Here is a 23,231-nt window from a genome sequence, read left to right on the forward strand (position 1 = left end):
TTCATATGCTTCAATATTTCCCTTACTATAACCAAGATCGTGCATTGTCTCCAATATTTTTTCAATGCAAGCCTTGATTGTTAAATCGTTATTATGCATAATTTAACGCTCCTTTCTGTGAATATATCTACAGAAATATTATCCGAACATAAAAAAATAATGTAAAGTAAATCAATAAGAAACGGTATAAAAACGTGCTTATTAGAACTTACTTTACATTATTTCTAACTTTACATAATTTCCATAATGTAAAGCTTTACATTACTGGAAGACGTATTTTATCCTTACCATGATTGAGGCTTTGCTAAAGTGCAATGCGGTCATGTATGTGCTAGACCCTAAGAACGCCGACCTTGCGGATTTATCCGCTGTCATGCCAGAAGTCTGTTACAAAAAGGAAGATATAACTGCCTGTATTGACCGATTCTATGATGACATGATGACAAGGAGCGAATCAATGAAATTGATGGAAAACTATAAGACAGGTGAAAATTATGCCTATCTCGGTCTTGCTCCCCACTTCCTTATCTTTGATGAATATGTAGCATTTATGGAAATGCTGACGACAAAGGAAAATGCCGCTGTGCTGAATAAGCTCAAACAGATAGTCATGCTTGGTCGGCAGGCTGGGTATTTTCTGATTCTCGCCTGCCAGCGTCCAGACGCAAAATATCTCGGTGACGGAATCCGTGACCAGTTCAATTTCCGTGTGGCATTGGGGCGTATGTCGGAGCTGGGTTATTCTATGATGTTCGGTGAGGTTGACAAGGACTTTTTCTTGAAGCAGATAAAAGGACGTGGCTATGTCGATACAGGAACGAGCGTTATATCAGAGTTTTACACGCCCCTTGTTCCTAAAGGGCATGACTTTCTAAAGGAAATCGGCAGACTGTCAAAAAACAGGCAGGACGGACAGGCGGCGTGCAAAGCGAAAGCCGCAGATACGGACTAGCCTGTGTTGGTGTGGCTTGCCACACCAACCATTAGCCCCCGTTATCTAACAGGGGGGCACAAATTATCTGGAAACAGTTTAATAAATATGGAAAAAGCCGCTAAACCAGCGGACTTTTAAAGATTCAAGGGAATGTGACAAAATCGCCAACTATCACATTCCCTTTTTTGATTGGAGGGATTATGACTGAATGATACTGACTGGATAGACCATTTTAAAGAACAGCGGACGCAGTACGGCGTTTCTCAAAATCAGCTTGCGGTCATGGCTGGGGTTAGCCGAGAATATATCAGCAGGCTGGAATCTGGAAAAGTAGCTTTGACAGAAGAAATTAAGATAAAATTGACGGACGCAATGGATAAACTGAATCCAGAGAATCCGCTGGAAATGGTCTTTGATTATGTAAGAATCCGTTTCCCCACACAGGACGTAAAGCACGTTGTTGAGGATATTCTCAAAATTAGGCTTGATGTGATGATACATGAAGATTTCGGATTCTATTCCTATTCAGAGCATTATGTTTTAGGTGATGTTTTCGTACTGACTTCACCCGATAAGGAAAAAGGCACATTGCTGGAACTGAAAGGAAAAGGTTGCCGCCAGATGGAAAGCTATCTTCTGGCACAGCATAGGAGCTGGTATGACTTTCTCATGGACGCTCTGCTGGAGGGAGGTGTAATGAAACGTCTTGACCTTGCCATCAACGATATGGCAGGAATCCTAGATATTCCAGAGCTGACAGAGAAATGCAACCATGAGGAATGTATTTCCGTATTCCGCAGTTTCAAGAGTTACCGTAGCGGTGAACTTGTAAAAAGCAGAGAACATGACAGATACGGTATGGGAAATACATTGTATGTCGGTTCGCTGAAATCGGAAGTCTATTTCTGTATCTATGAAAAGGACTATGAACAGTATATCAAATACGAAATTCCCCTTGAGGATACGAAAATCAAAAACCGTTTTGAGATAAGGCTAAAGAACGAGCGAGCCTATTATGCGGTGCGTGACCTGCTGACCTACCATGACGCAGAACGTACCGCTTTTGATATTATCAACCGCTATATGCGATTCGCTGACAAGGAGGTGGATAAGCGACGCAGCGAATGGAAAACTAATGGAAGATGGGCGTACTTTATCGGTTCTGATCGTGGGCGTTTGAAATTAACGACCAAACCAGAACCGTACACGCTCACACGGACGCTGAACTGGATAAGCAGGCAGGTTGCCCCGACTTGGAAAGTCTTGCAGCAGATAGACGACACCAACGGGACAACGTATCTTAAAGATATTTTGAACCATGCAAATCTCACAGAGCGTCATAAAAAGCTGATTGAACAGCAGACAACTTCCACTGAAAAAATCACAACACTGGAGGAATGACAACATGAAAAGTATTTTATTTGACCTGTTCCTGTTCTCACTTGGGGCAGGCTTTGGTGTAGTTACCATGTGCTTTATGCAGACAGCAAAAGCCGCAGACAGAGAAATTGAAATGATGGAAAGGAGAAAGAAATAATGAACTTTGGACAGAACTTATACAACTGGTTTTTATCTAACGCACAGTCTCTTGTGCTTATGGCAATCGCTGTTATCGGAGTGTATCTTGGATTCAAGCGAGAGTTTTCCAAACTTATCGGGTTCTTAGTGGTTGCCTTAATTGCTGTCGGTTTGGTGTTCAATGCCACTGGCGTAAAAGATGTACTCTTGAACTTATTCAATAAGATTATCGGGGCATAAATTATGACAATGTATCTATCATTTTTTATAAAAATATGGTATAATTTGCCTGCTATTATCAAAAGAATGAGAGGTACTTTAAATAAATGAAAATATTTGTAAGTTGGTCTGGCGAATTAAGTCGTCAAATTGCAGAAGTTTTAAAAAAATGGATTCCTTGTATAATACAATCTGTAGAAGTTTTCTTTTCTCCAGAGGATATTGAAAAAGGAGATAATTGGGACAAAACTATTTCAAAAGAGTTAGCTGAATGTAAATATGGTATTATATGCTTAACAACAGATAATACTACTGCGCCCTGGATTAATTTTGAAGCTGGTGCTATAGCTAAATCTCTCGATTCAAAAGTTACTGCATTGATGATTAATATTAAACCTTCAGATATAAAAGGTCCATTATCACGATATCAAGCAACAAAACTTGAAAAAGATGATTTTCTTCAATTAATCACTTCGATAAACAATACATTAGAAACACCTCTTGATAGTAAAATCTTACAAAATGCTTTTAATGCCATGTGGGCATCATTAGAAAAAGAAGCTAATGTTATTATTGAGCAGTATTCTAAAAAAGGTGATGCAAAAGCGAACGGGGATGAAAGTAAAGATCAAAATGATAATGAACCAATAGAAGAAATACTACAGCTTTTAAGAAAGCAAAGTACCCTTTTATCTAATCCCGAATCTATATTACCTTTGGATTATATGGATTATATATTTAGGAAATTTAATGAAAGAAATCGTGAATTATATCTTGATAATGAAATGTTTATTGAAGAATTAATACATTATCTTAGTTCCACTTTGAGACAAATAGAATTAATGCCTAAGCATTCAATTATATTTGAATTGATACATATGCTTAATTTTGATGAACTATTCCAGATTATGTTACATAATATAAAACGAAAAGGTAATAAACGATATTACTCTAGTATTCGTAATTTAGAAAGACAATATAGTGAAATCATGAATAATGCATCGAATGTTATAACAGATACTGGAGATTCATCCCTAGAATCAAGAATCTCTATTGAAAAATAGTCTTTAAAGCAGCAAATATATTTATTTTGCTGCTTTTTTCATGCAAAAATTTAAGATAGGAGGACAACATGAAAATAGATATTTTCGAGGATATGAAAGATTGGGTCGGGTGCAAATACATTTCCGACCTGCCCTACCGCAATCGTGAGGTATGGGAAATCATCAAGCAGCACTCGCCGCTTGCTTATCCAGAAGAACAACTGGAAAAATTCTGCCATTATGTGTTCGGTGTAGATTACGCTGTCATAATGGGAATACTGGAAAACAGGAAAGGAAGTGATAAACCTTGTATGAAATGCGAATCTATCTTTTAAACAATACCCAGCCTTACCGTGACGACGAGGACGAGGGTTACGCTGGCGGCTGGTTCAACTGCCCTGTGGATTTGGAGGAAGTCAGAGAAAGACTGGGCGTTGAAAATGAAGAACAGCTAGAGATAGCCGATTATGAGTTGCCTTTTGAGATACACAGTGAAATGCCCCTGTGGGAAATCAACGTAAAATGCCGCATGGTACAGGAAATCGAGGGTACGCCTATCGGCAACGAAATGAAATCCATCATTCAGAGATGGTTTTACGGGTTTGATGAATTTATCGACCACAAGGACGAGATACGCTATTATGATGTGGTTGACGGTACGGCACTAGCAGAATACCTTATCTGCGAGGAATGTATCTTCGGTGAGATTCCCCACGAACTGCAAAAATACATTGACTACCGTTCCTACGGAAACGAGCTGGAAATGCAGGACAGATACCTGTTTACACCCAGCGGCGTGTTCCGTTACCAATAAAGGGGTGATATGATATAGAAGAAATGCGAATCTATATCGCCAATCTTGGGAAATACAACGAGGGTGAGCTTGTGGGCGCATGGTTTACGCCGCCCGTCGATTATGATGAAATGGCGGAGCGTATCGGTTTGAATGAATTTTATGAAGAGTACGCCATCCATGATTATGAGCTGCCCTTTGAGATTGACGAATACACGCCGATTGAGGAAGTCAACCGCCTGTGTGAGATGGTGGAGGATTTACCAGAGGATATACAGGACGAACTTTCTGAACTATTATGCTGTTACAGCAGCTTAGAGGAACTTTGCGAACACGCCGACGAGATTATCCACTATCCCGACTGCAACAACATGACAGACGTTGCCTATTATTTTATAGATGAATGTCAAAGTCTTGGGGAAATACCAGACAGGATAAGAAATTACATAGACTATGAATCCTATGGACGTGACCTTGATTTAGAGGGGCGTTTTGTCGTTACGAATCATGGCGTGTTTGAATGTCCCTATTAACAGAATATCAACGCAACGACCAGTGAGAACCACTGGCATTTTTTATGCAGCAGCTTGTGAAAACAGGCTGCTGTTTCCATTTAGAAAAGAAAGGAGCTGTGAATATTGAAGAAAATCAAAAGCTATACAAACATATGGAGCGTGGAGAAAGTCATTTACGCTATCAACGACTTTCAGCTCCCGTTCCCCCTCACGTTCAGTCAAATGGCATGGTTCGTGGTATCGCTGTTCGTGGTGATTCTTTTTGGGGAACTGCCGCCCTTTTCCTTGATTGACGGTGCATTCCTCAAATACTTTGGAATCCCCATGGCTTTTACTTGGTTCGTGTCGCAAAAGACCTTTGACGGGAAAAAGCCTTTTGGATTCCTAAAGTCCTGTGTCAGCTTTCTGCTGCGCCCTAAAGTGACCTATGCTGGAAAGGCGGTTCGGCTGAAAAAAGAAACATTCAATCCCGTGATTACAACAGTTAGGAGTGTGATATATGTTCCCGATTAAGTATATTGAAAATAATCTGGTGTTCAACCATGACGGTGAGTGTTTTTCCTACTATGAGCTGACACCTTACAATTACTCGTTCCTGTCACCAGAAGAAAAGTACATGGTGCATGACAACTTCCGACAGCTTATCGCACAGAACCGTGACGGAAAAATCCATGCTTTGCAGATTGCCACAGAGGACAGCCTGCGTGCGGTGCAGGAGCGTTCCAAAAAAGGAATCACAGGACGACTTCGTGATGTTGCCTGTGCAAAGATAGATGAACAAACAGAGGCGTTAGTGGAGATGATTGGGGAAAATCAAATTGACTACCGCTTTTTTCTTGGATTCAAGCTACTGGTGAATGAGGAAGAAATTAACCTAAAAAGCATAAGGAAGTCGGCAGCTATGACCTTTGCCGATTTTCTCTATGGAGTCAACCACAAGCTCATGGGCGACTTTGTTTCCATGAGTAATGATGAGATTAACCGTTTTATGAAGATGGAAAAGCTGCTGGAAAGCAAAATCTCACGCCGCTTTCAGTTCCGCAGGCTGGATAAAAACGACTTTGGTTATCTTTTGGAGCATATCTACGGGAATACAGGTATTGCCTACAACGATTATTCCTATGAGCTGCCCGTAATAAAGCGAAAACGTGAAACGCTGGTAAAGCGTTATGACCTTATCCGCCCCACACGCTGCCTGATTGAAGAAAACCAGCGATACCTAAAGATAGAACGTGAAGATCAAACAACGTATGTTGCCTACTTCACGATTAACAATATCGTAGGTGAGCTGGACTTCCCATCCTCGGAAATTTTCTATTACCAGCAGCAGCAATTCACGTTCCCCGTTTCCACTTCCATGAATGTGGAAATCGTCACCAACAAAAAGGCTCTGACAACGGTTCGCAACAAAAAGAAAGAGCTAAAGGATTTAGACAACCATGCGTGGGAATCCAACAACGAAACGGGAAGTAACGTCATGGACGCTCTGGATTCGGTCAACGAGCTGGAAACCAGCTTAGACCAGTCAAAGGAATCCATGTATAAGCTGTCCTATGTTATCCGTGTGGCTGCGGATTCTCTGGAAGAACTGAAACGCCGCTGTGATGAAGTCAAGGACTTCTACGACGACCTCAACGTAAAACTGGTTCGCCCATTCGGGGATATGCTGGGGCTTCATGGTGAATTTATCCCAGCAAGCAGGCGTTACATCAATGACTATATCCAGTACGTCACTTCGGATTTTCTAGCTGGACTTGGATTCGGCGCAACGCAGCAGCTTGGGGAAACGGACGGAATCTATATCGGTTATAACCTTGACACAGGAAAAAATGTGTACTTAAAACCCAGCCTTGCCGCACAGGGCGTAAAAGGCTCGGTAACAAATGCGCTGGCTGCCGCTTTTCTCGGTTCGCTTGGTGGCGGCAAGTCATTCTGCAACAATCTGATTATCTATTATGCGGTGATGTTTGGAGGGAAAGCGGTCATTGTAGACCCTAAATCAGAACGTGGCAACTGGCAGGAAACCTTACCCGATATTGCACATGAAATCAAAATAGTCAACCTTACCAGTGAGGACAAGAACAAAGGACTTCTTGACCCGTATGTGATTATGCGCCGCAAAAAAGATGCTGAAAGCCTAGCGATTGACATACTGACATTCCTTACAGGTATTTCTTCCCGTGACGGTGAAAAGTTCCCCGTCCTGCGTCGTGCTATCCGTTCCGTGACACAGAGCAGGCAGCGTGGCTTGTTGCGTGTCATTGAGGAATTGAGGAAAGACGGTTCGTCTGTGGCAGAGAATATCGCAGACCATATCGAGAGCATGACGGACTATGACTTTGCACACCTGCTGTTCTCGGACGGGAACGTGGAGCAGTCCATCAGCTTAGACAGGCAGCTCAACATCATACAGGTGGCAGACCTTGTGCTGCCCGACAAGGACACAAGGTTTGAGGAATACACCACAATGGAGCTGCTCTCCGTGGCAATGCTGATTGTCATAAGCACTTTTGCCCTTGATTTTATCCATTCCGACAGGGGGATTTTCAAGATGGTGGATTTGGACGAGGCATGGACGTTCTTGCAGGTGGCACAGGGCAAGGCTCTCTCCAACAAGCTGATTCGTGCTGGTCGTTCCATGAACGCCGCTGTCTACTTTGTGACGCAGAACTCTGGCGACGTGGACGACGAAAAGATGAAGAACAATATCGGCTTAAAATTTGCCTTTCGCAGCACCGATATAAAGGAAATCAAAAATACCCTTGAATTTTTCGGGGTGGACAAGGAGGACGAGGGCAACCAGAAACGCCTTAGGGATTTGGAAAACGGGCAATGCCTGTTTCAAGATTTATACGGGCGTGTGGGCGTTATCCAGATACACCCTGTATTTGCTGACCTATTCGCTGCCTTTGACACCAGACCGCCGATACATACGGAAGAATCGAGGTGAAGTCTATGAGGAAACGAAAAATCCTAAGATTCTTCGGTATCGCTCTGTTGGCAGTTCTTGGTGTACTGGCGTTCTTATCCATCACGGGTACGGTGGCTCATGCGGCTGGTCTGGTAGATACCACGGTCAATGACGCTAACGCTTATTCCAAATATCCGCTGGAAAACTACCAGCTTGATTTTTACGTTGACAGTTCGTGGGATTGGCTGCCTTGGAACTGGCTGGACGGTATTGGGAAAAGTATTCAGTATGGCTTGTACGCCATCACCAATTTTATCTGGACAGTAAGCCTTTATATTTCCAATGCCACAGGCTATGTGGTGCAGGAGGCTTACAAGCTGGACTTTATCTCTGATACCGCAAACTCTATCGGAAAGAACATTCAGACCTTGGCAGGCGTGACGAAAAGCGGATTTTCCAGCGAGGGATTCTATGTGGGATTCCTGCTTATCCTCATTCTGGTAACAGGTATCTATATCGCCTACACGGGACTTATCAAAAGGGAAACCACAAAGGCGGTTCATGCAGTCGTCAATTTCCTTGTGGTCTTTATCCTGTCAGCGTCCTTTATCGCTTATGCTCCAAACTATATCAGCAAAATCAATGATTTTTCTTCGGATATTAGCAGCTCGGCTTTATCTCTCGGAACAAAAATCGTGCTGCCCGATTCCAGCAGCAAGGGAAAAGACAGCGTAGATTTGATTCGTGACAGTCTGTTTTCCATACAGGTAAAACAACCGTGGCTGTTGTTGCAGTACGGGGAATCAGACATAAAAAAGCTAGGCTCTGACCGTGTGGAAAGCCTGCTGTCGGAAAGCCCCGACACGGACGACAGAGAGGACATTGTGATTGAGGAAATAGAGGATAAGGACAATGACAATCTAAGCGTCACAAAGACCATGACACGTTTAGGCATGGTGGTATTCTTGTTCATTTTTAATATCGGTATCTCGGTCTTTGTGTTCCTGCTTACGGGCATGATGATTTTCTCGCAGGTGCTTTTTATCATTTACGCCATGTTCCTGCCCGTCAGCTTTATCCTGTCCATGATACCAACCTATGAGGGCATGGCAAAAAAGGCAGTCACAAAACTGTTCAATACCATTATGATGAGGGCAGGAATCTCATTGATTATCACTACCGCTTTCAGTATTTCCACCATGTTCTACTCCATTTCCTCTGGCTATCCGTTCTTCATGGTCGCATTTTTGCAGATAGTCACCTTTGCTGGAATCTACTTTAAGCTCGGTGACTTGATGGCAATGTTCAGCCTGCAATCTTCCGACACCCAGCAGGTAAGCCGACGTATCATGCGCCGCCCCTATCTGTTCCTCAACCGTGGGGCAAGACGCTTGGAGCACAAAATCGGCAGAACGGTTACGGCTGGTGCGGCTGGCGGTCTTGTGGGCGCAGCGGCAGTATCACAATCCCGTAAGACGGACAATGCAAAACCAGCAGGCAGCGGTCATTCCAGACCAAACCATGACACTTCCGTCGATACGTCCAGCTTTGGAAAACGTGCCGGCGCAAAAGTCGGTGCGGTGCTTGATGGCAAGGAGCGCATGAAAGACAAGGCAAAATCCGTCGGTCAGCAGGTCAAGGATATGCCGACACAGGTACAGTATGCGTTACATAGCGGCGTGAGCCAGATACAGGAAAACGTATCAGACTTCAAGCGTGGCATTGTGGAGGAAAAAGCGACCAGAAAACAAGGGCGTGCGGATAAACAGGAGAAACACAGACAGACCATTGCACAGAAACGCATGGCAATGGATAAAGCGAAACCGTCCAATGGATCAGCGACAAAAGGAGCTGCCCCATTGCATGAGCGACCAGTGACAACGCCTGTACCTGCGAAAGCAGCTCCACAGGCAGCGATTTCCAAAGGGGCACAGACCGTCAAGGAACGCCCTGCCACCATTGCAAAGGAACAGCCGCCCGTAAAATCCAAAGAGCCTGTTACAAGGGTACAGGAGGTAAGGACGCAAGCGGTCAGAGAATCCACTGCACCCGTCAGACAGCAGACTTCACAGGCTGCCGCCGATACCACACGACAGACGGTGCAGCGTCACAAACAGGTACAGAAGAAACATAAAAACAAGACAACCGTAAATAAGACGACCAGCAGGAAAGGCGGCAAGAGATGAAACTAAGGCACTTCGTTTTGTTCGGAGGTGTTTTCTCGGTGATTATTTCCTTGCTGCTGTTCCTGTTTATCGTTACCGCAGATGATGAAGAAAGCAGCACTTCCCACTTTGATTTTTCTGGACTGAACCTTTCTGAAGAAGTGCTGAAACATCAGCCGACGGTAGAAAAATATGCGAAAGAATACGGAATTGAGGACTATGTGAACTATCTGCTCGCTATCATGCAGGTGGAATCTGGCGGCACAGCAGAGGACGTTATGCAGTCGTCTGAATCAATGGGGCTGCCGCCCAATTCCCTTTCCACAGAGGAATCCATCAAACAGGGGTGCAAGTATTTCTCAGAACTGTTAAAATCCGCAGAATCAAAAGGCTGCGACATAGACACGGTAGTACAAGCCTATAACTATGGCGGCGGCTTTATCGACTATGTGGCAGGACACGGGAAAAAGTACACCTATGAGCTGGCGGTCAGCTTTGCGAAAGAAAAATCAGGCGGTGTGAAAGTAACCTATAAAAACGAGATTTCCATTAAGGAAAATGGCGGCTGGCGTTATAAGTACGGGAATATGTTCTATGTGCGGCTCGTCAAGCAGTATCTGGCTGTCCCCAGTTTCAGCGACGCTACCGCACAGGCAATCTTCAATGAGGCATTGAAATATCAAGGCTGGAAATACGTCTATGGCGGCAGCAACCCTAACACGTCCTTTGATTGCAGCGGTCTGGTTCAGTGGTGTTATGGAAAGGCTGGTATCAGCCTGCCCCGTACCGCACAGGCGCAGTATGACGCTACCCAGCACCTGCCGCTGTCACAGGCAAAAGCTGGTGACTTGGTGTTCTTCCATTCCACTTACAATGCTGGAACGTATGTAACACACGTCGGTATCTACGCAGGAAACAACAGAATGTATCACGCAGGAAACCCTATCGGATATGCAGATTTGACAAGCTCGTACTGGCAGCAGCATTTGATTGGCGCAGGACGGGTAAAGACAAAATAGAAAGGAATGGTGCTATGATATTCAAGAAAAAAGAGAAAGAATCGAAACCTAAAAAAGAGAAGAAACTGCCTGTGATGAAAGTAGGCACACATAAAAAATCCGTGATTGCCTTATGGCTGGTGCTACTGGCAAGCGTCAGCTTTGGCGTATATAAAAATTTTACTGCCATTGATATACACACGGTACATGAAAAGGAAGTCATTGAACAGCGTATTGTTGATACCAACAGGATAGAGAATTTTGTCAAAGGCTTTGCAAAATCCTACTATTCATGGAACAACACGCAGGAATCCATTGACAAAAGAACCGCTGCCATCAGCAACTATCTGACACAGAGCTTGCAAGACTTGAACGTAGATACGGTTCGGCAGGATATACCCACAAGCTCTGCGGTGACTGATGTAACGGTATGGGAAGTAGAACAGGCTGGAACAGACGACTTTACCATTGTCTACTCCGTAGATCAGATGGTAACGGAGGGTGAACAGTCTGCCAGATACACTTCCGCTTATATGGTAGTGGTTCATGTAGATAGCGACGGGAACATGGTTATCACCCAGAATCCGACCATCAGCAGCATACCGTCAAAATCCAGCTATGAACCAAAGGCGCAGGAATTCGACGGAACGGTGGACGCTGCCACAGCGGAGGAAGTGACAGAGTTCTTGGAAACTTTCTTCAAGCTCTATCCTACCGCAACGGAAAAGGAGCTTGCCTATTATGTGTCTGGCAATGCCCTCTCCCCTGTGAACTGTGATTATGCGTTCTCGGAACTGGTAAATCCTATTTTCACCAAAGACGGGGAGCAGGTCAAGGTATCGGTATCAGTGAAGTACCTCGACCAGAGAACAAAGGCGACACAGATTTCACAATTTGATTTGACGTTGGAAAAGGATAGTAACTGGAAGATTGTAGGATAAATTTCCAATGTAGTGTGTTTATTATGGAGTTTAATAGGCACACTACATTTTATATTGCATAACCATAAAAGTTATTTTATAATTGAAACCCTCCACTATAACACCAGACTTTTTCTTTGTGGTATCATGTAAGCTATGAAAGGAGTGTTTTTTATTGAATACCTATACAACAACGGAAATAGCAAAAATAATAGGAATACACCCTAATACTGTTCGATTTTATGAAAAGTGGAAATTGATACCCAAAGTAGAAAGAAAAGAAAATGGCTATCGCATATTTACAGATTTTCATATAGACCAATTCCGATTAGCTAGAACCGCCTTACAAGTTGAAATTTTGCAAAATGGTCTGCGTAAAAAAGCAGTCAACATTATAAAAACTTCTGCGAATAGAGATTTTATAAAAGCAATTTGCATGACAGAAGAATATTTGTCACAGATTCAGCAGGAAAGATTTAATGCAGAAGAGGCTATTGAAATAGTAAAGAACCTTTTATCTAAAAAAGAAAAATTCAATTCCATTTCTTTAAAAAGGAAAGAAGTATCTGTCTATCTCAATATTTCTATGGACACACTAAGAAATTGGGAACTTAATGGACTTCTTGACATAAAACGTAAGCAAAATGGTTATCGAATATATACAGGTGAGGACATATTACGTTTAAAGATTATCCGTTCATTAAGATGTGCCAACTATTCTCTTTCTGCTATTCTACGAATGTTAAATGCTCTTTCTGAAAATCCAGATATTGATATAAAAAATGTAATTGATGTACCAAAAGAAGATGATGATATTATTACCGCCTGTGATAAATTGATTACTTCCCTTAATTCTGCTGAAGAAAATGCAAATTTTATACTTTCCCATTTGAAAGAAATGAATAAAAAATATAACCCTCCATTTTAACACCAGAGTTTTTTCTGGTGTTATTATTTTACACGAAAACAAAAAAGGAGGAAAAAATATGGAAACCACAATTAAGGTTCAAAATTTATGTAAGTCTTATGGAAATATACCTGCTATCAAGGATATAAATATTTCCGTCAATCAAGGTGAAGTCTTTGGGTTATTAGGTGCAAATGGCGCAGGCAAAAGTACCACGATTGAGTGTATTTTAGGTACAAAAATAGCTGAAAAAGGAACTGTGTCTATTTTAGGAATGAATCCGATTGCTGATAGAAAGAGATTATTTGAAAATGTTGGCGTACAATTTCAAGAATCAAATTATCAAGATAAGGTCACTGTATCAGAGCTTTGTGAGGTTACACAATCCTTATATAAATCTGCTGCAAACTATACTGACCTTATTGAACAATTCGGATTAACAGATAAATTAAAAAGCCTTGTATCTGAATTATCTGGGGGACAACGACAAAAGTTGTTTATTGTGTTGGCACTCATACCTAATCCAAAGGTTGTATTCTTAGATGAACTTACAACTGGATTAGACACGAAAGCTCGTCGTGAAGTATGGCATTGTCTTAGTCGTCTAAAAGAACAGGGATTGACTATTTTTTTAACATCACATTTTATGGACGAGGTTGAGGCATTATGTGACAGAATCGCAATTCTAAAAAAAGGACAGATTGTTTTTACAGGAACTGTCACAGATGCGATACAGAACAGTCCTTATAAAGATTTTGAAGATGTATATTTATGGTATGCTGAGGAGGAAATTGAAAATGAAAACTTATAGAACAATGTTAAAAAATGAAATTAAGCTATCCTTGCGTGGAATGGATATGTTTATCTTTGCTATATGTATGCCTGTAATAGTCATTGTATTGCTTGGTATCATTTATGGAAATAAACCGGCTTTTGATGGTGCAGAATACACTTTCTTAGAACAGTCTTTTGCAGCGGTTTCTACAATCGCTATCTGTGCTGGTGGGTTAATGGGTCTGCCATTAGTTATTTCAGATTACAGAAACAGAAAAATTTTAAAGCGTTATAAAGTAACTCCAATCAGTCCCGTTATGATTTTGTTTGTACAAGTTACAATTTACACTTTGTATTCTTTAGTGTCTTTGGTATTGATTTACCTTGTGTCTACCTTGTTTTTTAATTTTGAAATGATAGGCTTTTGGGGGAACTTTTTTCTATCATTTGTTCTTATTATGCTGTCAATGTTCAGTATTGGTATGATGGTCGGTGGTATCGCTCCTAATACAAAAATAGCAAGTACCATTGCAAGTATTTTATATTTTCCAATGCTGATATTCTCTGGTGCTACTTTGCCATATGAAGTCATGCCTGCTGGATTACAAAAAATAGCAGACGTATTCCCATTGACGCAAGGAATCAAGTTATTGAAAAATACATCATTGGGTTTACCTGTTGAAAATGTAATGTTTCCCATTATTTTAATGATTACTATTTCAGTAGTTTGTTTTGGAATTGCAATTAAATTTTTTAAGTGGGAATGACAAGACTATTTTCTCCTGCCGTGTTCTGGTATACTTGCCAGATCAACGACAGGAAGAAAAATAAAAATGTTTTATGGTCTTGCTATATAATATGCAATTATTATTGTTGACCTGTTAGGTCAATCATTGTATAATGATATTAACCTAATAGGTCAACATATTTGTATAAGGAGTAATATATGGCTACCAAATTATTAAATTTAGAAACTGAACGACGAGATTCTATTTTAAACGCAGCATTAAAAGAGTTTGTTTTGCAAGGATATGATAATGCGTCAACAAATGTTATAGCAAAAGAGGCTGCTATTTCAAAAGCGCTCATGTTTCATTATGTATCTAGTAAACAAGAGTTTTTTTTTACGGTATATGATTATTTTTCCAATTTAATTCAAAAAGAATATTTTGACAAGATGGACTATCAAGAAAAAGATATTTTTGTAAAACTACGCAAATCATATATTTTGCAAATTAAACTTGTAGAGAAATATCCATTTATTCTTGAGTTTGAAAAATTATCAAAAGAAACTAACCATAAAGAAGTTAATGAAGAATTAGAAATTAGAAAACAAAATAGAAATTCCAACTGTTATCCAAAACTCTTTGATAACATTGACGTAAATAAATTCAGAAAAGAATTAGATATAGAAAAATGCAAACAATTTATATTTTGGTCTAATGTTGGATTTACTAATCAAATATTAGAGAAAATGAGAGGTCATTCCAATATGAGTATAGAATCTATTACGTCAGAATTAGATGGATATTTTGACGAACTAAGGAAGATTTTTTATGTCTAATGCAGAAAAACGAGTTTACCACTACATAACTTTTTTACCTATACCATTGGTAATTGTTTTTTTGCTAATAATTGCATTTACACAATCTAATGATAAAAGAAAGGAAATGTCTGAAATGAATGAGCCGATAGTTATGGAATTTCCTCTTAGGGGAGAATGGCTTTCACCTAATACACCCGGTTCAAAAATTCCTAGTCATGGAACAAACCAGTTAGGTACAAGATTTGCTTATGATTTTATACAAGTAGACTGGGATAAAAAAGGTCTACCCGCATACAGTGTTAATTTTCTTCAATACCTTATTTGGGGTGTTTCGTTAGACGATTATTATTGCTATGGACAAGAAGTATATGCCCCTTGTGATGGAACTGTTGTTCAAGTTGAAGATGGGTATAAGGAAAATGACCGAACAAATTTGTTTTCAGATTTTGCTAACGCATATAAAAACGCTCATTATTTCGACCCTACCATAGATGATGTACAGGCTGTTGCAGGCAACTATATTATCATAAAATATGCTGATGGTATATTTGCTGCTTTATGCCATCTTCAAACAAATTCTATACGAGTTTCCGTTGGTCAAGAAATAAAAAAAGGTGATATTATTGGAAAAGTAGGACACTCTGGAAATTCATTTGCCCCACATTTACATTTTCAACTTATGGATAGCAGCGATATATCTACTGCCAATGGATTACCATGTGTATTTGAGAAATATGAATTATTCCAAAACAATAATTGGGAAACAGTAGAAAACGGTATTCCTAAAAATAGAGATAGAATAAGATTTCAAATATCCCATTCAGAAACTAAGGAATGAGGTGATGTGATGAAAAATACCTACTGGATAATGTGTCCTATTTGCAAAAATAAGACACGAACAAAAGTAAGACCAGATACAGAATTGATAAACTTCCCTTTGTTCTGTCCTAAATGCAAACAGGAAAGTATCATCAATGTAAAAAGACAGCAAATAACAATTATAGAGCCAGACGCTAAGACGCAGAGCCGATAACACCGAGAGTGATAAAAATTCTTGGGTTATCGGCTTATTTTATTTGAGAGATAAAAAGCGGAGGATTACTCGTCCTCCACTTCCTTCGACTTTATGATTCCGTCAACAACGCTTTCCATGATGATTAAATCTTTATCAGATAAGTTGTCAAGCTGCTTTTCCAACTGTCGTCTTCTGGTGCTTTTCACCAGATCAGACGCAGGCAGGAAAAATTCATCAACGGAAACTTCCAGTAATGAAACAAGGTCATAGAACACCTGTAAACTTGGGTGCTGCCCCTTATTCTCGATATTTGTTAGGTAACGAGGGTCAATCTCAATCATTGCTCCCACCTGTTCACGGGTCAAACCTTTTTTCATACGAGCTTTTTTGATGGCAAGACCAAAAGCTCTAAAATCGTATTTATCCTCTTTTTTACGCATATGTAATCACCTCACCACATTTTACTGTTCCTATTGATTTTCTAAAAGGTACAGAAAAACGTGTTGTATGGTTTATCAGTTCCTGTTATGCGTATCAAAATCAAAAAGTGCTGCCTAGCGGTAAATAAAAAAAACCGCTATCGGCAGTACCACTTTTGCGTACAAATATTTCATTTCTATTTGGATAGCGGTTAAAAGCCGCTTTTTTCTTTTTCCCAGCAGAACATAGTAGATTGGTTTTGGCTTAGCGGCTCTAGGAGGTAGCCGCATTGAAAATACTATGTAGACGATATTCTTCGATTTATCCGTTACTGTTAAAAAAATCTTAGCTTATACAACGGTACAGTCTACTTTTGAATGTGGTTTTTTACATCATATAGCAGGAATAATTTCTAAAGCACAAGAACAATGTTTCCATCACGCTCTTGTGCTTTTTTGCTGTTTAAAAATATTTTTCAAATTCTTTTCTGAAAGCGCAACAAATAGCTGCTGCGTGGGTAGCTACTGTGCGGAAAGGGGGATAGAGGGAAAACAACCCTCCCTCACTCTCACGCAGAAAGGAGGTGAAAATATGAAGTCATCTTCTTTCGAGCAGGCTATTCAAGCACAGTTTGACTGCCTTACGAAAAAAGTCATCAAGAGAGCAGCAATGAAGTATAAGCGCAGTATTTCAAGACGTTTGCAGCATGAAATTCCTTTCTCTGATGTATCGAATTTGGAATTGAATAAAGCTGGCGTTTACGATAATTATTCCTGCGATTATACCGTGTTCAATGTTCTTGGCATGGAAGTACAAGTATCTGACGACCAGTTAAGCAAAGCTCTTAAATGTTTACCAGAGAGAAAGCGCAATATTATTTTGTTGTCATACTTTATGGATATGTCTGACGCAGAAATCGGAGAACTTATGAACGTGGTTCGCTCCACTGTTTACCGTCACAGGACAAGCACTCTGGAAGAAATACGAAAAATGATGGAGGAGGAATAAGTGTGGAAAATAACACAAAACGTATACCGTTTGCTGTGATTGTGGCGGCTACCAATGGTGATGAAACCGCAATACAGGAAATCTTGAATTTCTATGACAGTTACATATCAAAGTTGAGCCTACGCAAATTGTACGACGAGTACGGTAATGTCTATATGGTAGTCGATTCTGAACTAAAAGGCAGAATACAGGCTGCGGTTATGGATATGATTGCAAACTTTGAGATTATTGTAGTTTAACAATTCTGACGGGCAGAGCTTTTCTCTCTTTCCCTCTGCTTGTCATTCTATGAAAGTCTATTATCGGATAGTAGCTTTTCATAGACTGGCAAACACAGTCGAGTGGTCTTTGAAAACTGAATAAACAATCAGATACGTTTGATATGCAGCGAGCCGACGGATATTGTACGCCATGACCTTTCAAAACAAAGTGAGCGATTCATACAATGATCCGTGAACGACTTTTGGAATGGTCGTCCTGCCATGACCTGTATATCTGTATAATGATACACCCGTATGACACGGTTCACCCATCAGAATGGGAATGGTGAAAGTCCAGTGAGCTTTTCCAGAGCTATTTGATTGTTAGAAAAAAGATATTTTCAGCAGCAAAATGTATGTTCGCTTTTTATGAAGTTATGCTATAATGATTTCATTAAGCGAGTGTGTTTTGTTGCTGTCACAAAGAAAGGAGTCTTTTTAGTGATAAGTGATACACAAAATGCACACCCTCTAAAAAAGGAAAAAAAGACTTATACAGTGGAGGAAATTGCTGAACAACTGAATATTAGTAAAAAAGCAGCTTATTCATTGGTGAAAAGCGGTCAGTTTCATTATGTCCGTGTTGGTAAAGTCATACGAGTATCAAAAATTTCTTTCGATAAATGGTTGAATCAAATTTGACTATTAAGGAGAGAAATTATGGCTACAATCAAACAAAGAAAATCAACTTTTTCCGTTATTTACTGGTACTTAGACAATACAGGTAAGAGAAAACAAAAATGGGACACGCTGGAAACAAGAAAAGAGGCAAAGCAGCGAAAAGCCTTTGTAGAATACTATCAAGAAAAATATGGTTATGTATTAGTTCCTTTAGAGGAACAATTTGCACGCCAGATTGAGGATTCAAAAAAAGAGCTGGAAGTTGCTGACGAGGAAATTACATTGCGTGACTTCCTAAAAATTTTCGTCAATCTCTACGGTACATCTAAGTGGTCGCCTAGCACATTCAGCAGCAAGGTAAGCAGTATTGAGAATTATATCAATCCGATTATTGGTGATTGGAAACTCAATGAGATTACAACAAAAGGCTTATCAAAATATTACAACGATTTATTGAGTGTACCAGAAGTACCTCGTTCAAATAGAAAAGCAACTGGTCGTTGTGTGCAACCTGCGAACATCAAAAAGATACATGATATTATCCGCTGTGCCTTGAATCAAGCTATTCGTTGGGAGTACATAGACACAAGCAAGAGAAATCCTGCGTCATTGGCGATTTTACCAAAAGTTCCAAAAGTCAGACGTAAAGTGTGGAGTATAAAGACATTCCGTCAAGCGGTACAGGCTGCGGAAGATGATTTGCTTTCCATATGTATGCACTTAGCTTTTTCCTGTTCAATGCGTATTGGTGAAATCACGGGTCTTACATGGGAAGATGTGATTATTGATGAAGAATCCATTGCTACGGATAATGCAAGGGTAATCATCAATAAGGAGCTTTCAAGAGTAAATGCTGCGGCTATGCAGAAATTGAAAGAAAAAGACATTATTAAAATCTTTCCTACACAGAAACCACATTGCACGACAAGACTTGTTTTGAAAACACCAAAAACAGAAACAAGCAACAGAACCGTCTGGCTACCTAAAACGGTGGCACAGCTACTGGTACAGTACAAAAAAGACCAGCAGGAATTAAAAGAATTTCTCGGTAGTGCATATAACGATTATAACCTTGTCATTGCCTTAGAAAACGGAAATCCCGTAGAAAGCCGCATTGTCAGAGATAGGTTTCAAAAACTCTGTGAAGAAAACGACTATGAAATTGTGGTATTCCACAGCTTACGTCATTTGAGTACAGGTTACAAACTGAAAATGACAAACGGTGATGTAAAATCCGTACAGGGTGATACAGGACATGCAGAGGCAGAAATGGTTACAGATGTTTATTCCAAAATCATTGACGAGGACAGACGTTTCAACGCACAGAAAATGGACAAAGAATTTTATTCTACTCTCAATGAAGATACCAGCAATCAACCGCTAGATACTGGTTTTTCGGACAGCGATATGGCACTGTTGGAGCTGCTTAAATCCCTTTCGCCAGAGATGAAAGAACAGCTTTTAAAGCAAACACTCAAAAAGTAATTTTTCAAAAGTGTTAGCAAATTTTCAAAAATCCAGCATTTTTTCATCAAGAATAAAAAAGTGTTAGCAAGCCTACTTTCTGAAAAAGTCTTTATAAAATATCGAGTTTAACTTACAAAGAAAATGGTTTTCCCTTTCAGCTAGGATAGAAACGTTAGAATAAAAAAAGCTGAAAACCTAGAAAAATCAAGGCTTTCAGCATTGTTTACTGGCGTCCCAGACAGGAGTCGAACCTGCGGCGTTCCGCTTAGGAGGCGGACCCTCTATCCTACTGAGGTACTGGGACATTTTCAAAAATCTATTCAAATTTATCTGGTTATCAATTCATAAGGCGATTGCTCCAACTAGCCCTTAGGAGGCGGTCGCTCTATCCAACTGAGCTATAGCGACATTTGGAAAATCTATATTTAATTTTACTTGCTACCTTTTCCTTTGTCCTCCGAAGTATATGTTATAACACTTTCTTAGGAGGCAGTTGCATTATCCAGCTGTGCTACGTGGACATTTCAACTTTTAACATGCTTTATTCTAACATGTTATATACTTGAATTCAATCATTGAATAGACATTCGATATTGATTCCATCTTTTTAGCAATGTTTCAATATAATAAATCGTCATTTTTTCATACCACTCACCTGTTTTTAAATCTACTAAGCAATATAAATGATTTTCTCTCTTTAACAAACCCAAATCATAATAATATAAAGCTGCCTGTATCTCAATAGACATTAATAAAACCTCCTATTTCATTTTTATGAAGCAGGAGGTTTTTTATGAATAAAATACAAATAAATGAATTCATCTCATACAAAAACAATACTATAAGTTATCATATAGCATCATAGTTTATAATGCTTTATCTACTCTTTCACCATTTTCCTTTACAATTCTGCCAGGAATACCAATAACTGTACAATTAGCTGGCACATCTTTTAATACTACTGAAGAAGCCCCAATAATGCTATTATCACCAATTGTGACATCCCCAATGACTTTGGCCCCAGCTGATACCATGACATTATTTTTTAAAGTCGGATGTCTTTTGACTTTATGTTCACCAGTTCCAACTCCCCCTAATGTCACACCCTGATATAAAGTACAATCATCTCCAATGATTGTTGTTTCACCAATAACGACTCCCATTCCATGATCAATAAAGAAACGTTTTCCAATAGTTGCTCCTGGATGAATTTCAATCCCTGTTAAAAAACGCGCAATTTGACTCAATAGACGTGCAATGAGCTTGAAGTGACATTTCCATAAAAAATGATAAATACGATATAAAAACATAGCATGTAATCCAGGATAGTTCACAATGACATTCAAAGGATGTCGTGCTGCTGGATCCATTTCTAATATTCTACCAATTAATGTTTTTTCCATATTCTTCACCTCTTTTTCTTTATATTTAACCATAAAATACCCCTATACACAAATCATATTATCATTTTTATATTATCATATGTGAATTTAATCTATTTGTATTGACTTTTATCATATTAAAAAAAAGTTTCTCTACTTGAGAGAAACCCGTTTTTCTATCTGAAAAATATCTTTTTTATAAATCAGAATATACAAAATAATAGCCAATAATATTGCTGCCACAGCATCCAATATAGAATGCTGTTTAATAAACATCGTTGATAAAGTAATCATAATAGCTGAAACAGATGCAAATATTTTTATACCTTTAGATTGTTTAAAATCTGGACACAATATCAAAGCCAATGCACATCCAATAGAATTATAGACATGAATACTAGGAAATACATTTTGACTCTTATCAGCATGATAAATAAACTGAACAAGATTCATAGATAAAGAATTCTGTTCAATCACAGGACGATGATCAAAACTTGTTGGATATATTGTAAAAATAATCAAACAAATGGTCATTCCTATAAACAAAAATGCAACACATTTATAAAAATCACGACGATGTGTAAAAAACAAATAGGCAATTGTCCCTGCTACAAAAAGGAACCAGTAAATATAAGGATAAATAAACCATGAAACAAAAGGTATACATGCATCTATACTTGTATAAACATCATGAAAAGAAATATTCCTTAACTGTAATCCAAAATACCATGGTAAATAAAGAATAAAATATGTAAATACCCATGCATGACGATAACGATATAACAAATTCTTCATTAATTAAATCCAAACAGCTTTCTAGAAATAGCATATCCTGTTGTAATCATTTTCTTACCAACATGTCCATCCATTTCCATCATAGAACCTAAAAATGTATGTTTAACAGCTTTATAAAGTTCAGGATTTTTATTTTTTAAATACTGCCATAATTCATTTTTCTTTTGTAAATGTTCAGGTGTTCCTGATTTAATCAGTAAAACTGTTGATACAGTTGTAATCATCGTTAAATATTTCACCATATAATTTCTCAGTTTACGACTCTTTAATTTCATCACATCACAACAATCTATCATCATCTTATTGACTTTAATCTGTTGATCAATACGTGAAATCATCACTTTTTCATTAACAGACTGATCTTCCCTACCAATATAGTAACGATATAAATCAACATTTAAATAATACAGTGTATTGACATAAGGTAAAGGCTGATAAACAAATAAATTATCAACATAAAATGTATGTTTTGGTAATTGTAAATTACAATTTCTTAATAACTGTGTACGATAAATAACACTATGCATTAATAAATTCTGTTGTGGGTAAAAATGTTTTAAATCATACCATCTGAATGTTCTATTTTGTGGCAATGCATTTGTATATTTAATCACACTAGATTTATTGGCACTTGGTTTTTCATATACATAATTTGCAATGAACATATCGACATCTTGATCTTTTTGATGTAACTGTTTAATTGTTTCTATCACTTTAACAAGTGAAGACTGGTCAAACCAATCATCACTATCCAAAACTTTAAAATAAAGTCCTGTTGCATTTTTTAAACCTGTATTTACAGCTTGACCATGTCCCCCATTTTCCTGATGTATACATTTGATTGTATCAGGATATAAAGCAGCATAGTCATCACCAATCTGGGCTGTTCTATCTTTAGAACCATCATCAACAATAATAATTTCTACATCATCTTTTAAAATTAAACATGATTCAATCGCTTTATCCATATAATCTTGTGAGTTATAACATGGAATCGCAATACTTAAATATTTCATAACA

27 protein-coding genes, 1 tRNA gene and 1 pseudogene are annotated in these 23,231 nt (G+C 39.0%); 23 read left to right on the forward strand and 6 right to left on the reverse strand.

From position 1 onward, the window contains the following. Positions 1-268: 268 nt before the first annotated feature. From B5G32_RS09430 to B5G32_RS09520, 19 genes and pseudogenes are all read left to right on the forward strand, one after another. Positions 269-952: pseudogene (locus tag B5G32_RS09430) on the forward strand (ATP-binding protein); the annotation flags it as partial. Positions 953-1,138: 186 nt separating this feature from the next. Beyond that, positions 1,139-2,335 carry a MobT family relaxase gene (mobT, locus tag B5G32_RS09435; RefSeq protein ID WP_087936497.1) on the forward strand — a complete coding sequence of 399 codons (1,197 nt, stop codon included), beginning with the start codon at positions 1,139-1,141 and terminating at the stop codon, positions 2,333-2,335. A gap of 4 nt (positions 2,336-2,339) precedes the next feature. Then, on the forward strand, positions 2,340-2,471 hold the full coding sequence (locus tag B5G32_RS09440; RefSeq protein WP_087936498.1) for a DUF3789 domain-containing protein: 132 nt from the start codon (positions 2,340-2,342) through the stop codon (positions 2,469-2,471). Further along, positions 2,471-2,692, forward strand: coding sequence for a hypothetical protein (locus tag B5G32_RS09445; RefSeq protein WP_087936499.1), 222 nt, complete (start codon positions 2,471-2,473; stop codon positions 2,690-2,692). The genes B5G32_RS09440 and B5G32_RS09445 overlap by 1 nt, the downstream gene beginning before the upstream one ends. 86 nt (positions 2,693-2,778) lie before the next feature. Further along, positions 2,779-3,735: a toll/interleukin-1 receptor domain-containing protein gene (locus B5G32_RS09450; RefSeq protein WP_087936500.1), complete on the forward strand. Its 957-nt coding sequence runs from the start codon at positions 2,779-2,781 to the stop codon at positions 3,733-3,735. 68 nt (positions 3,736-3,803) lie between these two features. Beyond that, on the forward strand, positions 3,804-4,049 hold the full coding sequence (locus B5G32_RS09455; RefSeq protein WP_087936501.1) for a hypothetical protein: 246 nt from the start codon (positions 3,804-3,806) through the stop codon (positions 4,047-4,049). After that, complete coding sequence (locus B5G32_RS09460) at positions 4,031-4,528, forward strand: antirestriction protein ArdA (RefSeq protein WP_087936521.1); 498 nt, start codon at positions 4,031-4,033, stop codon at positions 4,526-4,528. Before B5G32_RS09455 ends, B5G32_RS09460 begins: the two co-directional genes overlap by 19 nt. A gap of 23 nt (positions 4,529-4,551) precedes the next feature. After that, a complete protein-coding gene (locus B5G32_RS09465; RefSeq protein WP_087936502.1) occupies positions 4,552-5,040 on the forward strand; it encodes an antirestriction protein ArdA in 489 nt (162 codons plus the stop codon). 105 nt (positions 5,041-5,145) lie between these two features. Continuing rightward, positions 5,146-5,535, forward strand: a complete 390-nt coding sequence (locus tag B5G32_RS09470) for a conjugal transfer protein (RefSeq protein ID WP_087936503.1) — start codon at positions 5,146-5,148, stop codon at positions 5,533-5,535. Next, the gene (gene tcpF / locus B5G32_RS09475) at positions 5,522-7,972 is read left to right on the forward strand and encodes a conjugal transfer ATPase TcpF (protein WP_087936504.1); all 2,451 of its coding nucleotides are present in this window, start codon (positions 5,522-5,524) and stop codon (positions 7,970-7,972) included. Before B5G32_RS09470 ends, tcpF begins: the two co-directional genes overlap by 14 nt. A gap of 5 nt (positions 7,973-7,977) precedes the next feature. After that, complete coding sequence (locus B5G32_RS09480; RefSeq protein ID WP_087936505.1) at positions 7,978-10,119, forward strand: CD3337/EF1877 family mobilome membrane protein; 2,142 nt, start codon at positions 7,978-7,980, stop codon at positions 10,117-10,119. Beyond that, positions 10,116-11,117 carry a bifunctional lytic transglycosylase/C40 family peptidase gene (locus B5G32_RS09485; protein ID WP_087936506.1) on the forward strand — a complete coding sequence of 334 codons (1,002 nt, stop codon included), beginning with the start codon at positions 10,116-10,118 and terminating at the stop codon, positions 11,115-11,117. Before B5G32_RS09480 ends, B5G32_RS09485 begins: the two co-directional genes overlap by 4 nt. Before the next feature lie 14 nt (positions 11,118-11,131). After that, entirely contained in the window at positions 11,132-12,037 is a 906-nt protein-coding gene (locus tag B5G32_RS09490) for a conjugal transfer protein (RefSeq protein ID WP_087936507.1), read from the forward strand. Positions 12,038-12,191: 154 nt separating this feature from the next. After that, the gene (locus B5G32_RS09495; RefSeq protein ID WP_087936508.1) at positions 12,192-12,944 is read left to right on the forward strand and encodes a MerR family transcriptional regulator; all 753 of its coding nucleotides are present in this window, start codon (positions 12,192-12,194) and stop codon (positions 12,942-12,944) included. A 58-nt stretch (positions 12,945-13,002) separates the two neighbouring features. Beyond that, complete coding sequence (locus B5G32_RS09500) at positions 13,003-13,734, forward strand: ABC transporter ATP-binding protein (protein WP_087936509.1); 732 nt, start codon at positions 13,003-13,005, stop codon at positions 13,732-13,734. Then, positions 13,721-14,464, forward strand: coding sequence for an ABC transporter permease (locus tag B5G32_RS09505; protein ID WP_087936510.1), 744 nt, complete (start codon positions 13,721-13,723; stop codon positions 14,462-14,464). The genes B5G32_RS09500 and B5G32_RS09505 overlap by 14 nt, the downstream gene beginning before the upstream one ends. 179 nt (positions 14,465-14,643) lie before the next feature. Then, complete coding sequence (locus tag B5G32_RS09510; protein ID WP_087936511.1) at positions 14,644-15,261, forward strand: TetR/AcrR family transcriptional regulator; 618 nt, start codon at positions 14,644-14,646, stop codon at positions 15,259-15,261. Next, positions 15,254-16,081, forward strand: a complete 828-nt coding sequence (locus B5G32_RS09515; protein ID WP_239386229.1) for a M23 family metallopeptidase — start codon at positions 15,254-15,256, stop codon at positions 16,079-16,081. The genes B5G32_RS09510 and B5G32_RS09515 overlap by 8 nt, the downstream gene beginning before the upstream one ends. A gap of 30 nt (positions 16,082-16,111) precedes the next feature. After that, a complete protein-coding gene (locus B5G32_RS09520) occupies positions 16,112-16,276 on the forward strand; it encodes a cysteine-rich KTR domain-containing protein (RefSeq protein WP_199668737.1) in 165 nt (54 codons plus the stop codon). 65 nt (positions 16,277-16,341) lie between these two features. Here the strand turns inward: B5G32_RS09520 and B5G32_RS09525 are convergent, their stop codons facing one another. Further along, positions 16,342-16,698: a helix-turn-helix domain-containing protein gene (locus B5G32_RS09525; protein WP_087936513.1), complete on the reverse strand. Its 357-nt coding sequence runs from the start codon at positions 16,696-16,698 to the stop codon at positions 16,342-16,344. Positions 16,699-17,269: 571 nt separating this feature from the next. Between B5G32_RS09525 and B5G32_RS09530 the strand changes: the two genes are divergently transcribed. The 4 genes from B5G32_RS09530 to B5G32_RS09545 all read left to right on the forward strand — a co-directional run bounded on the left by B5G32_RS09530 (position 17,270) and on the right by B5G32_RS09545 (position 20,052). After that, positions 17,270-17,686 (forward strand): RNA polymerase sigma factor, encoded by a 417-nt coding sequence (locus B5G32_RS09530; RefSeq protein WP_087936514.1) that lies wholly within the window; start codon positions 17,270-17,272, stop codon positions 17,684-17,686. Between the two features lie 2 nt (positions 17,687-17,688). Continuing rightward, on the forward strand, positions 17,689-17,925 hold the full coding sequence (locus tag B5G32_RS09535) for a helix-turn-helix domain-containing protein (protein WP_008817951.1): 237 nt from the start codon (positions 17,689-17,691) through the stop codon (positions 17,923-17,925). A gap of 462 nt (positions 17,926-18,387) precedes the next feature. Then, positions 18,388-18,588, forward strand: a complete 201-nt coding sequence (locus B5G32_RS09540; protein ID WP_055200357.1) for a helix-turn-helix domain-containing protein — start codon at positions 18,388-18,390, stop codon at positions 18,586-18,588. An 18-nt stretch (positions 18,589-18,606) separates the two neighbouring features. Beyond that, a complete protein-coding gene (locus B5G32_RS09545) occupies positions 18,607-20,052 on the forward strand; it encodes a site-specific integrase (protein WP_087936515.1) in 1,446 nt (481 codons plus the stop codon). A gap of 209 nt (positions 20,053-20,261) precedes the next feature. Here the strand turns inward: B5G32_RS09545 and B5G32_RS09550 are convergent. The 5 genes from B5G32_RS09550 to B5G32_RS09565 form a co-directional block, all read right to left on the reverse strand. Next, positions 20,262-20,338 (reverse strand) — tRNA-Arg (locus tag B5G32_RS09550). A 268-nt stretch (positions 20,339-20,606) separates the two neighbouring features. Continuing rightward, positions 20,607-20,783 (reverse strand): hypothetical protein, encoded by a 177-nt coding sequence (locus B5G32_RS13985; protein ID WP_165352248.1) that lies wholly within the window; start codon positions 20,781-20,783, stop codon positions 20,607-20,609. Between the two features lie 117 nt (positions 20,784-20,900). Then, a complete protein-coding gene (epsC, locus tag B5G32_RS09555; RefSeq protein WP_087245056.1) occupies positions 20,901-21,437 on the reverse strand; it encodes a serine O-acetyltransferase EpsC in 537 nt (178 codons plus the stop codon). A gap of 132 nt (positions 21,438-21,569) precedes the next feature. Next, positions 21,570-22,211, reverse strand: coding sequence for a phosphatase PAP2 family protein (locus B5G32_RS09560; protein WP_087936516.1), 642 nt, complete (start codon positions 22,209-22,211; stop codon positions 21,570-21,572). After that, a complete protein-coding gene (locus tag B5G32_RS09565; RefSeq protein ID WP_087245019.1) occupies positions 22,211-23,227 on the reverse strand; it encodes a glycosyltransferase family 2 protein in 1,017 nt (338 codons plus the stop codon). Before B5G32_RS09565 ends, B5G32_RS09560 begins: the two co-directional genes overlap by 1 nt. Positions 23,228-23,231 lie beyond the last annotated feature (4 nt).

The sequence above is a fragment of the Massilimicrobiota sp. An80 genome (assembly GCF_002159255.1).
GTDB classification, from domain to species: Bacteria; Bacillota_I; Bacilli_A; order Erysipelotrichales; family Coprobacillaceae; genus Allocoprobacillus; species Allocoprobacillus merdigallinarum.

Excerpts from the sequence above, each read along its gene's own strand:
- B5G32_RS09440 (WP_087936498.1), top strand. The coding sequence starts at position 2,340 with ATGAAAAGTATTTTATTTGACCTGTTCCTGTTCTCACTTGGGGCAGGC.
- B5G32_RS09445 (WP_087936499.1), top strand. The coding sequence starts at position 2,471 with ATGAACTTTGGACAGAACTTATACAACTGGTTTTTATCTAACGCACAG.
- B5G32_RS09450 (WP_087936500.1), top strand. The coding sequence starts at position 2,779 with ATGAAAATATTTGTAAGTTGGTCTGGCGAATTAAGTCGTCAAATTGCA.
- B5G32_RS09455 (WP_087936501.1), top strand. The coding sequence starts at position 3,804 with ATGAAAATAGATATTTTCGAGGATATGAAAGATTGGGTCGGGTGCAAA.
- B5G32_RS09460 (WP_087936521.1), top strand. The coding sequence starts at position 4,031 with ATGCGAATCTATCTTTTAAACAATACCCAGCCTTACCGTGACGACGAG.
- B5G32_RS09465 (WP_087936502.1), top strand. The coding sequence starts at position 4,552 with ATGCGAATCTATATCGCCAATCTTGGGAAATACAACGAGGGTGAGCTT.
- tcpF (WP_087936504.1), top strand. The coding sequence starts at position 5,522 with ATGTTCCCGATTAAGTATATTGAAAATAATCTGGTGTTCAACCATGAC.
- B5G32_RS09480 (WP_087936505.1), top strand. The coding sequence starts at position 7,978 with ATGAGGAAACGAAAAATCCTAAGATTCTTCGGTATCGCTCTGTTGGCA.
- B5G32_RS09485 (WP_087936506.1), top strand. The coding sequence starts at position 10,116 with ATGAAACTAAGGCACTTCGTTTTGTTCGGAGGTGTTTTCTCGGTGATT.
- B5G32_RS09490 (WP_087936507.1), top strand. The coding sequence starts at position 11,132 with ATGATATTCAAGAAAAAAGAGAAAGAATCGAAACCTAAAAAAGAGAAG.
- B5G32_RS09500 (WP_087936509.1), top strand. The coding sequence starts at position 13,003 with ATGGAAACCACAATTAAGGTTCAAAATTTATGTAAGTCTTATGGAAAT.
- B5G32_RS09505 (WP_087936510.1), top strand. The coding sequence starts at position 13,721 with ATGAAAACTTATAGAACAATGTTAAAAAATGAAATTAAGCTATCCTTG.
- B5G32_RS09510 (WP_087936511.1), top strand. The coding sequence starts at position 14,644 with ATGGCTACCAAATTATTAAATTTAGAAACTGAACGACGAGATTCTATT.
- B5G32_RS09515 (WP_239386229.1), top strand. The coding sequence starts at position 15,254 with ATGTCTAATGCAGAAAAACGAGTTTACCACTACATAACTTTTTTACCT.
- B5G32_RS09520 (WP_199668737.1), top strand. The coding sequence starts at position 16,112 with ATGTGTCCTATTTGCAAAAATAAGACACGAACAAAAGTAAGACCAGAT.
- B5G32_RS09525 (WP_087936513.1), bottom strand. The coding sequence starts at position 16,698 with ATGCGTAAAAAAGAGGATAAATACGATTTTAGAGCTTTTGGTCTTGCC.
- B5G32_RS09530 (WP_087936514.1), top strand. The coding sequence starts at position 17,270 with ATGAAGTCATCTTCTTTCGAGCAGGCTATTCAAGCACAGTTTGACTGC.
- B5G32_RS09545 (WP_087936515.1), top strand. The coding sequence starts at position 18,607 with ATGGCTACAATCAAACAAAGAAAATCAACTTTTTCCGTTATTTACTGG.
- B5G32_RS13985 (WP_165352248.1), bottom strand. The coding sequence starts at position 20,783 with ATGTCTATTGAGATACAGGCAGCTTTATATTATTATGATTTGGGTTTG.
- epsC (WP_087245056.1), bottom strand. The coding sequence starts at position 21,437 with ATGGAAAAAACATTAATTGGTAGAATATTAGAAATGGATCCAGCAGCA.
- B5G32_RS09560 (WP_087936516.1), bottom strand. The coding sequence starts at position 22,211 with ATGAAGAATTTGTTATATCGTTATCGTCATGCATGGGTATTTACATAT.
- B5G32_RS09565 (WP_087245019.1), bottom strand. The coding sequence starts at position 23,227 with ATGAAATATTTAAGTATTGCGATTCCATGTTATAACTCACAAGATTAT.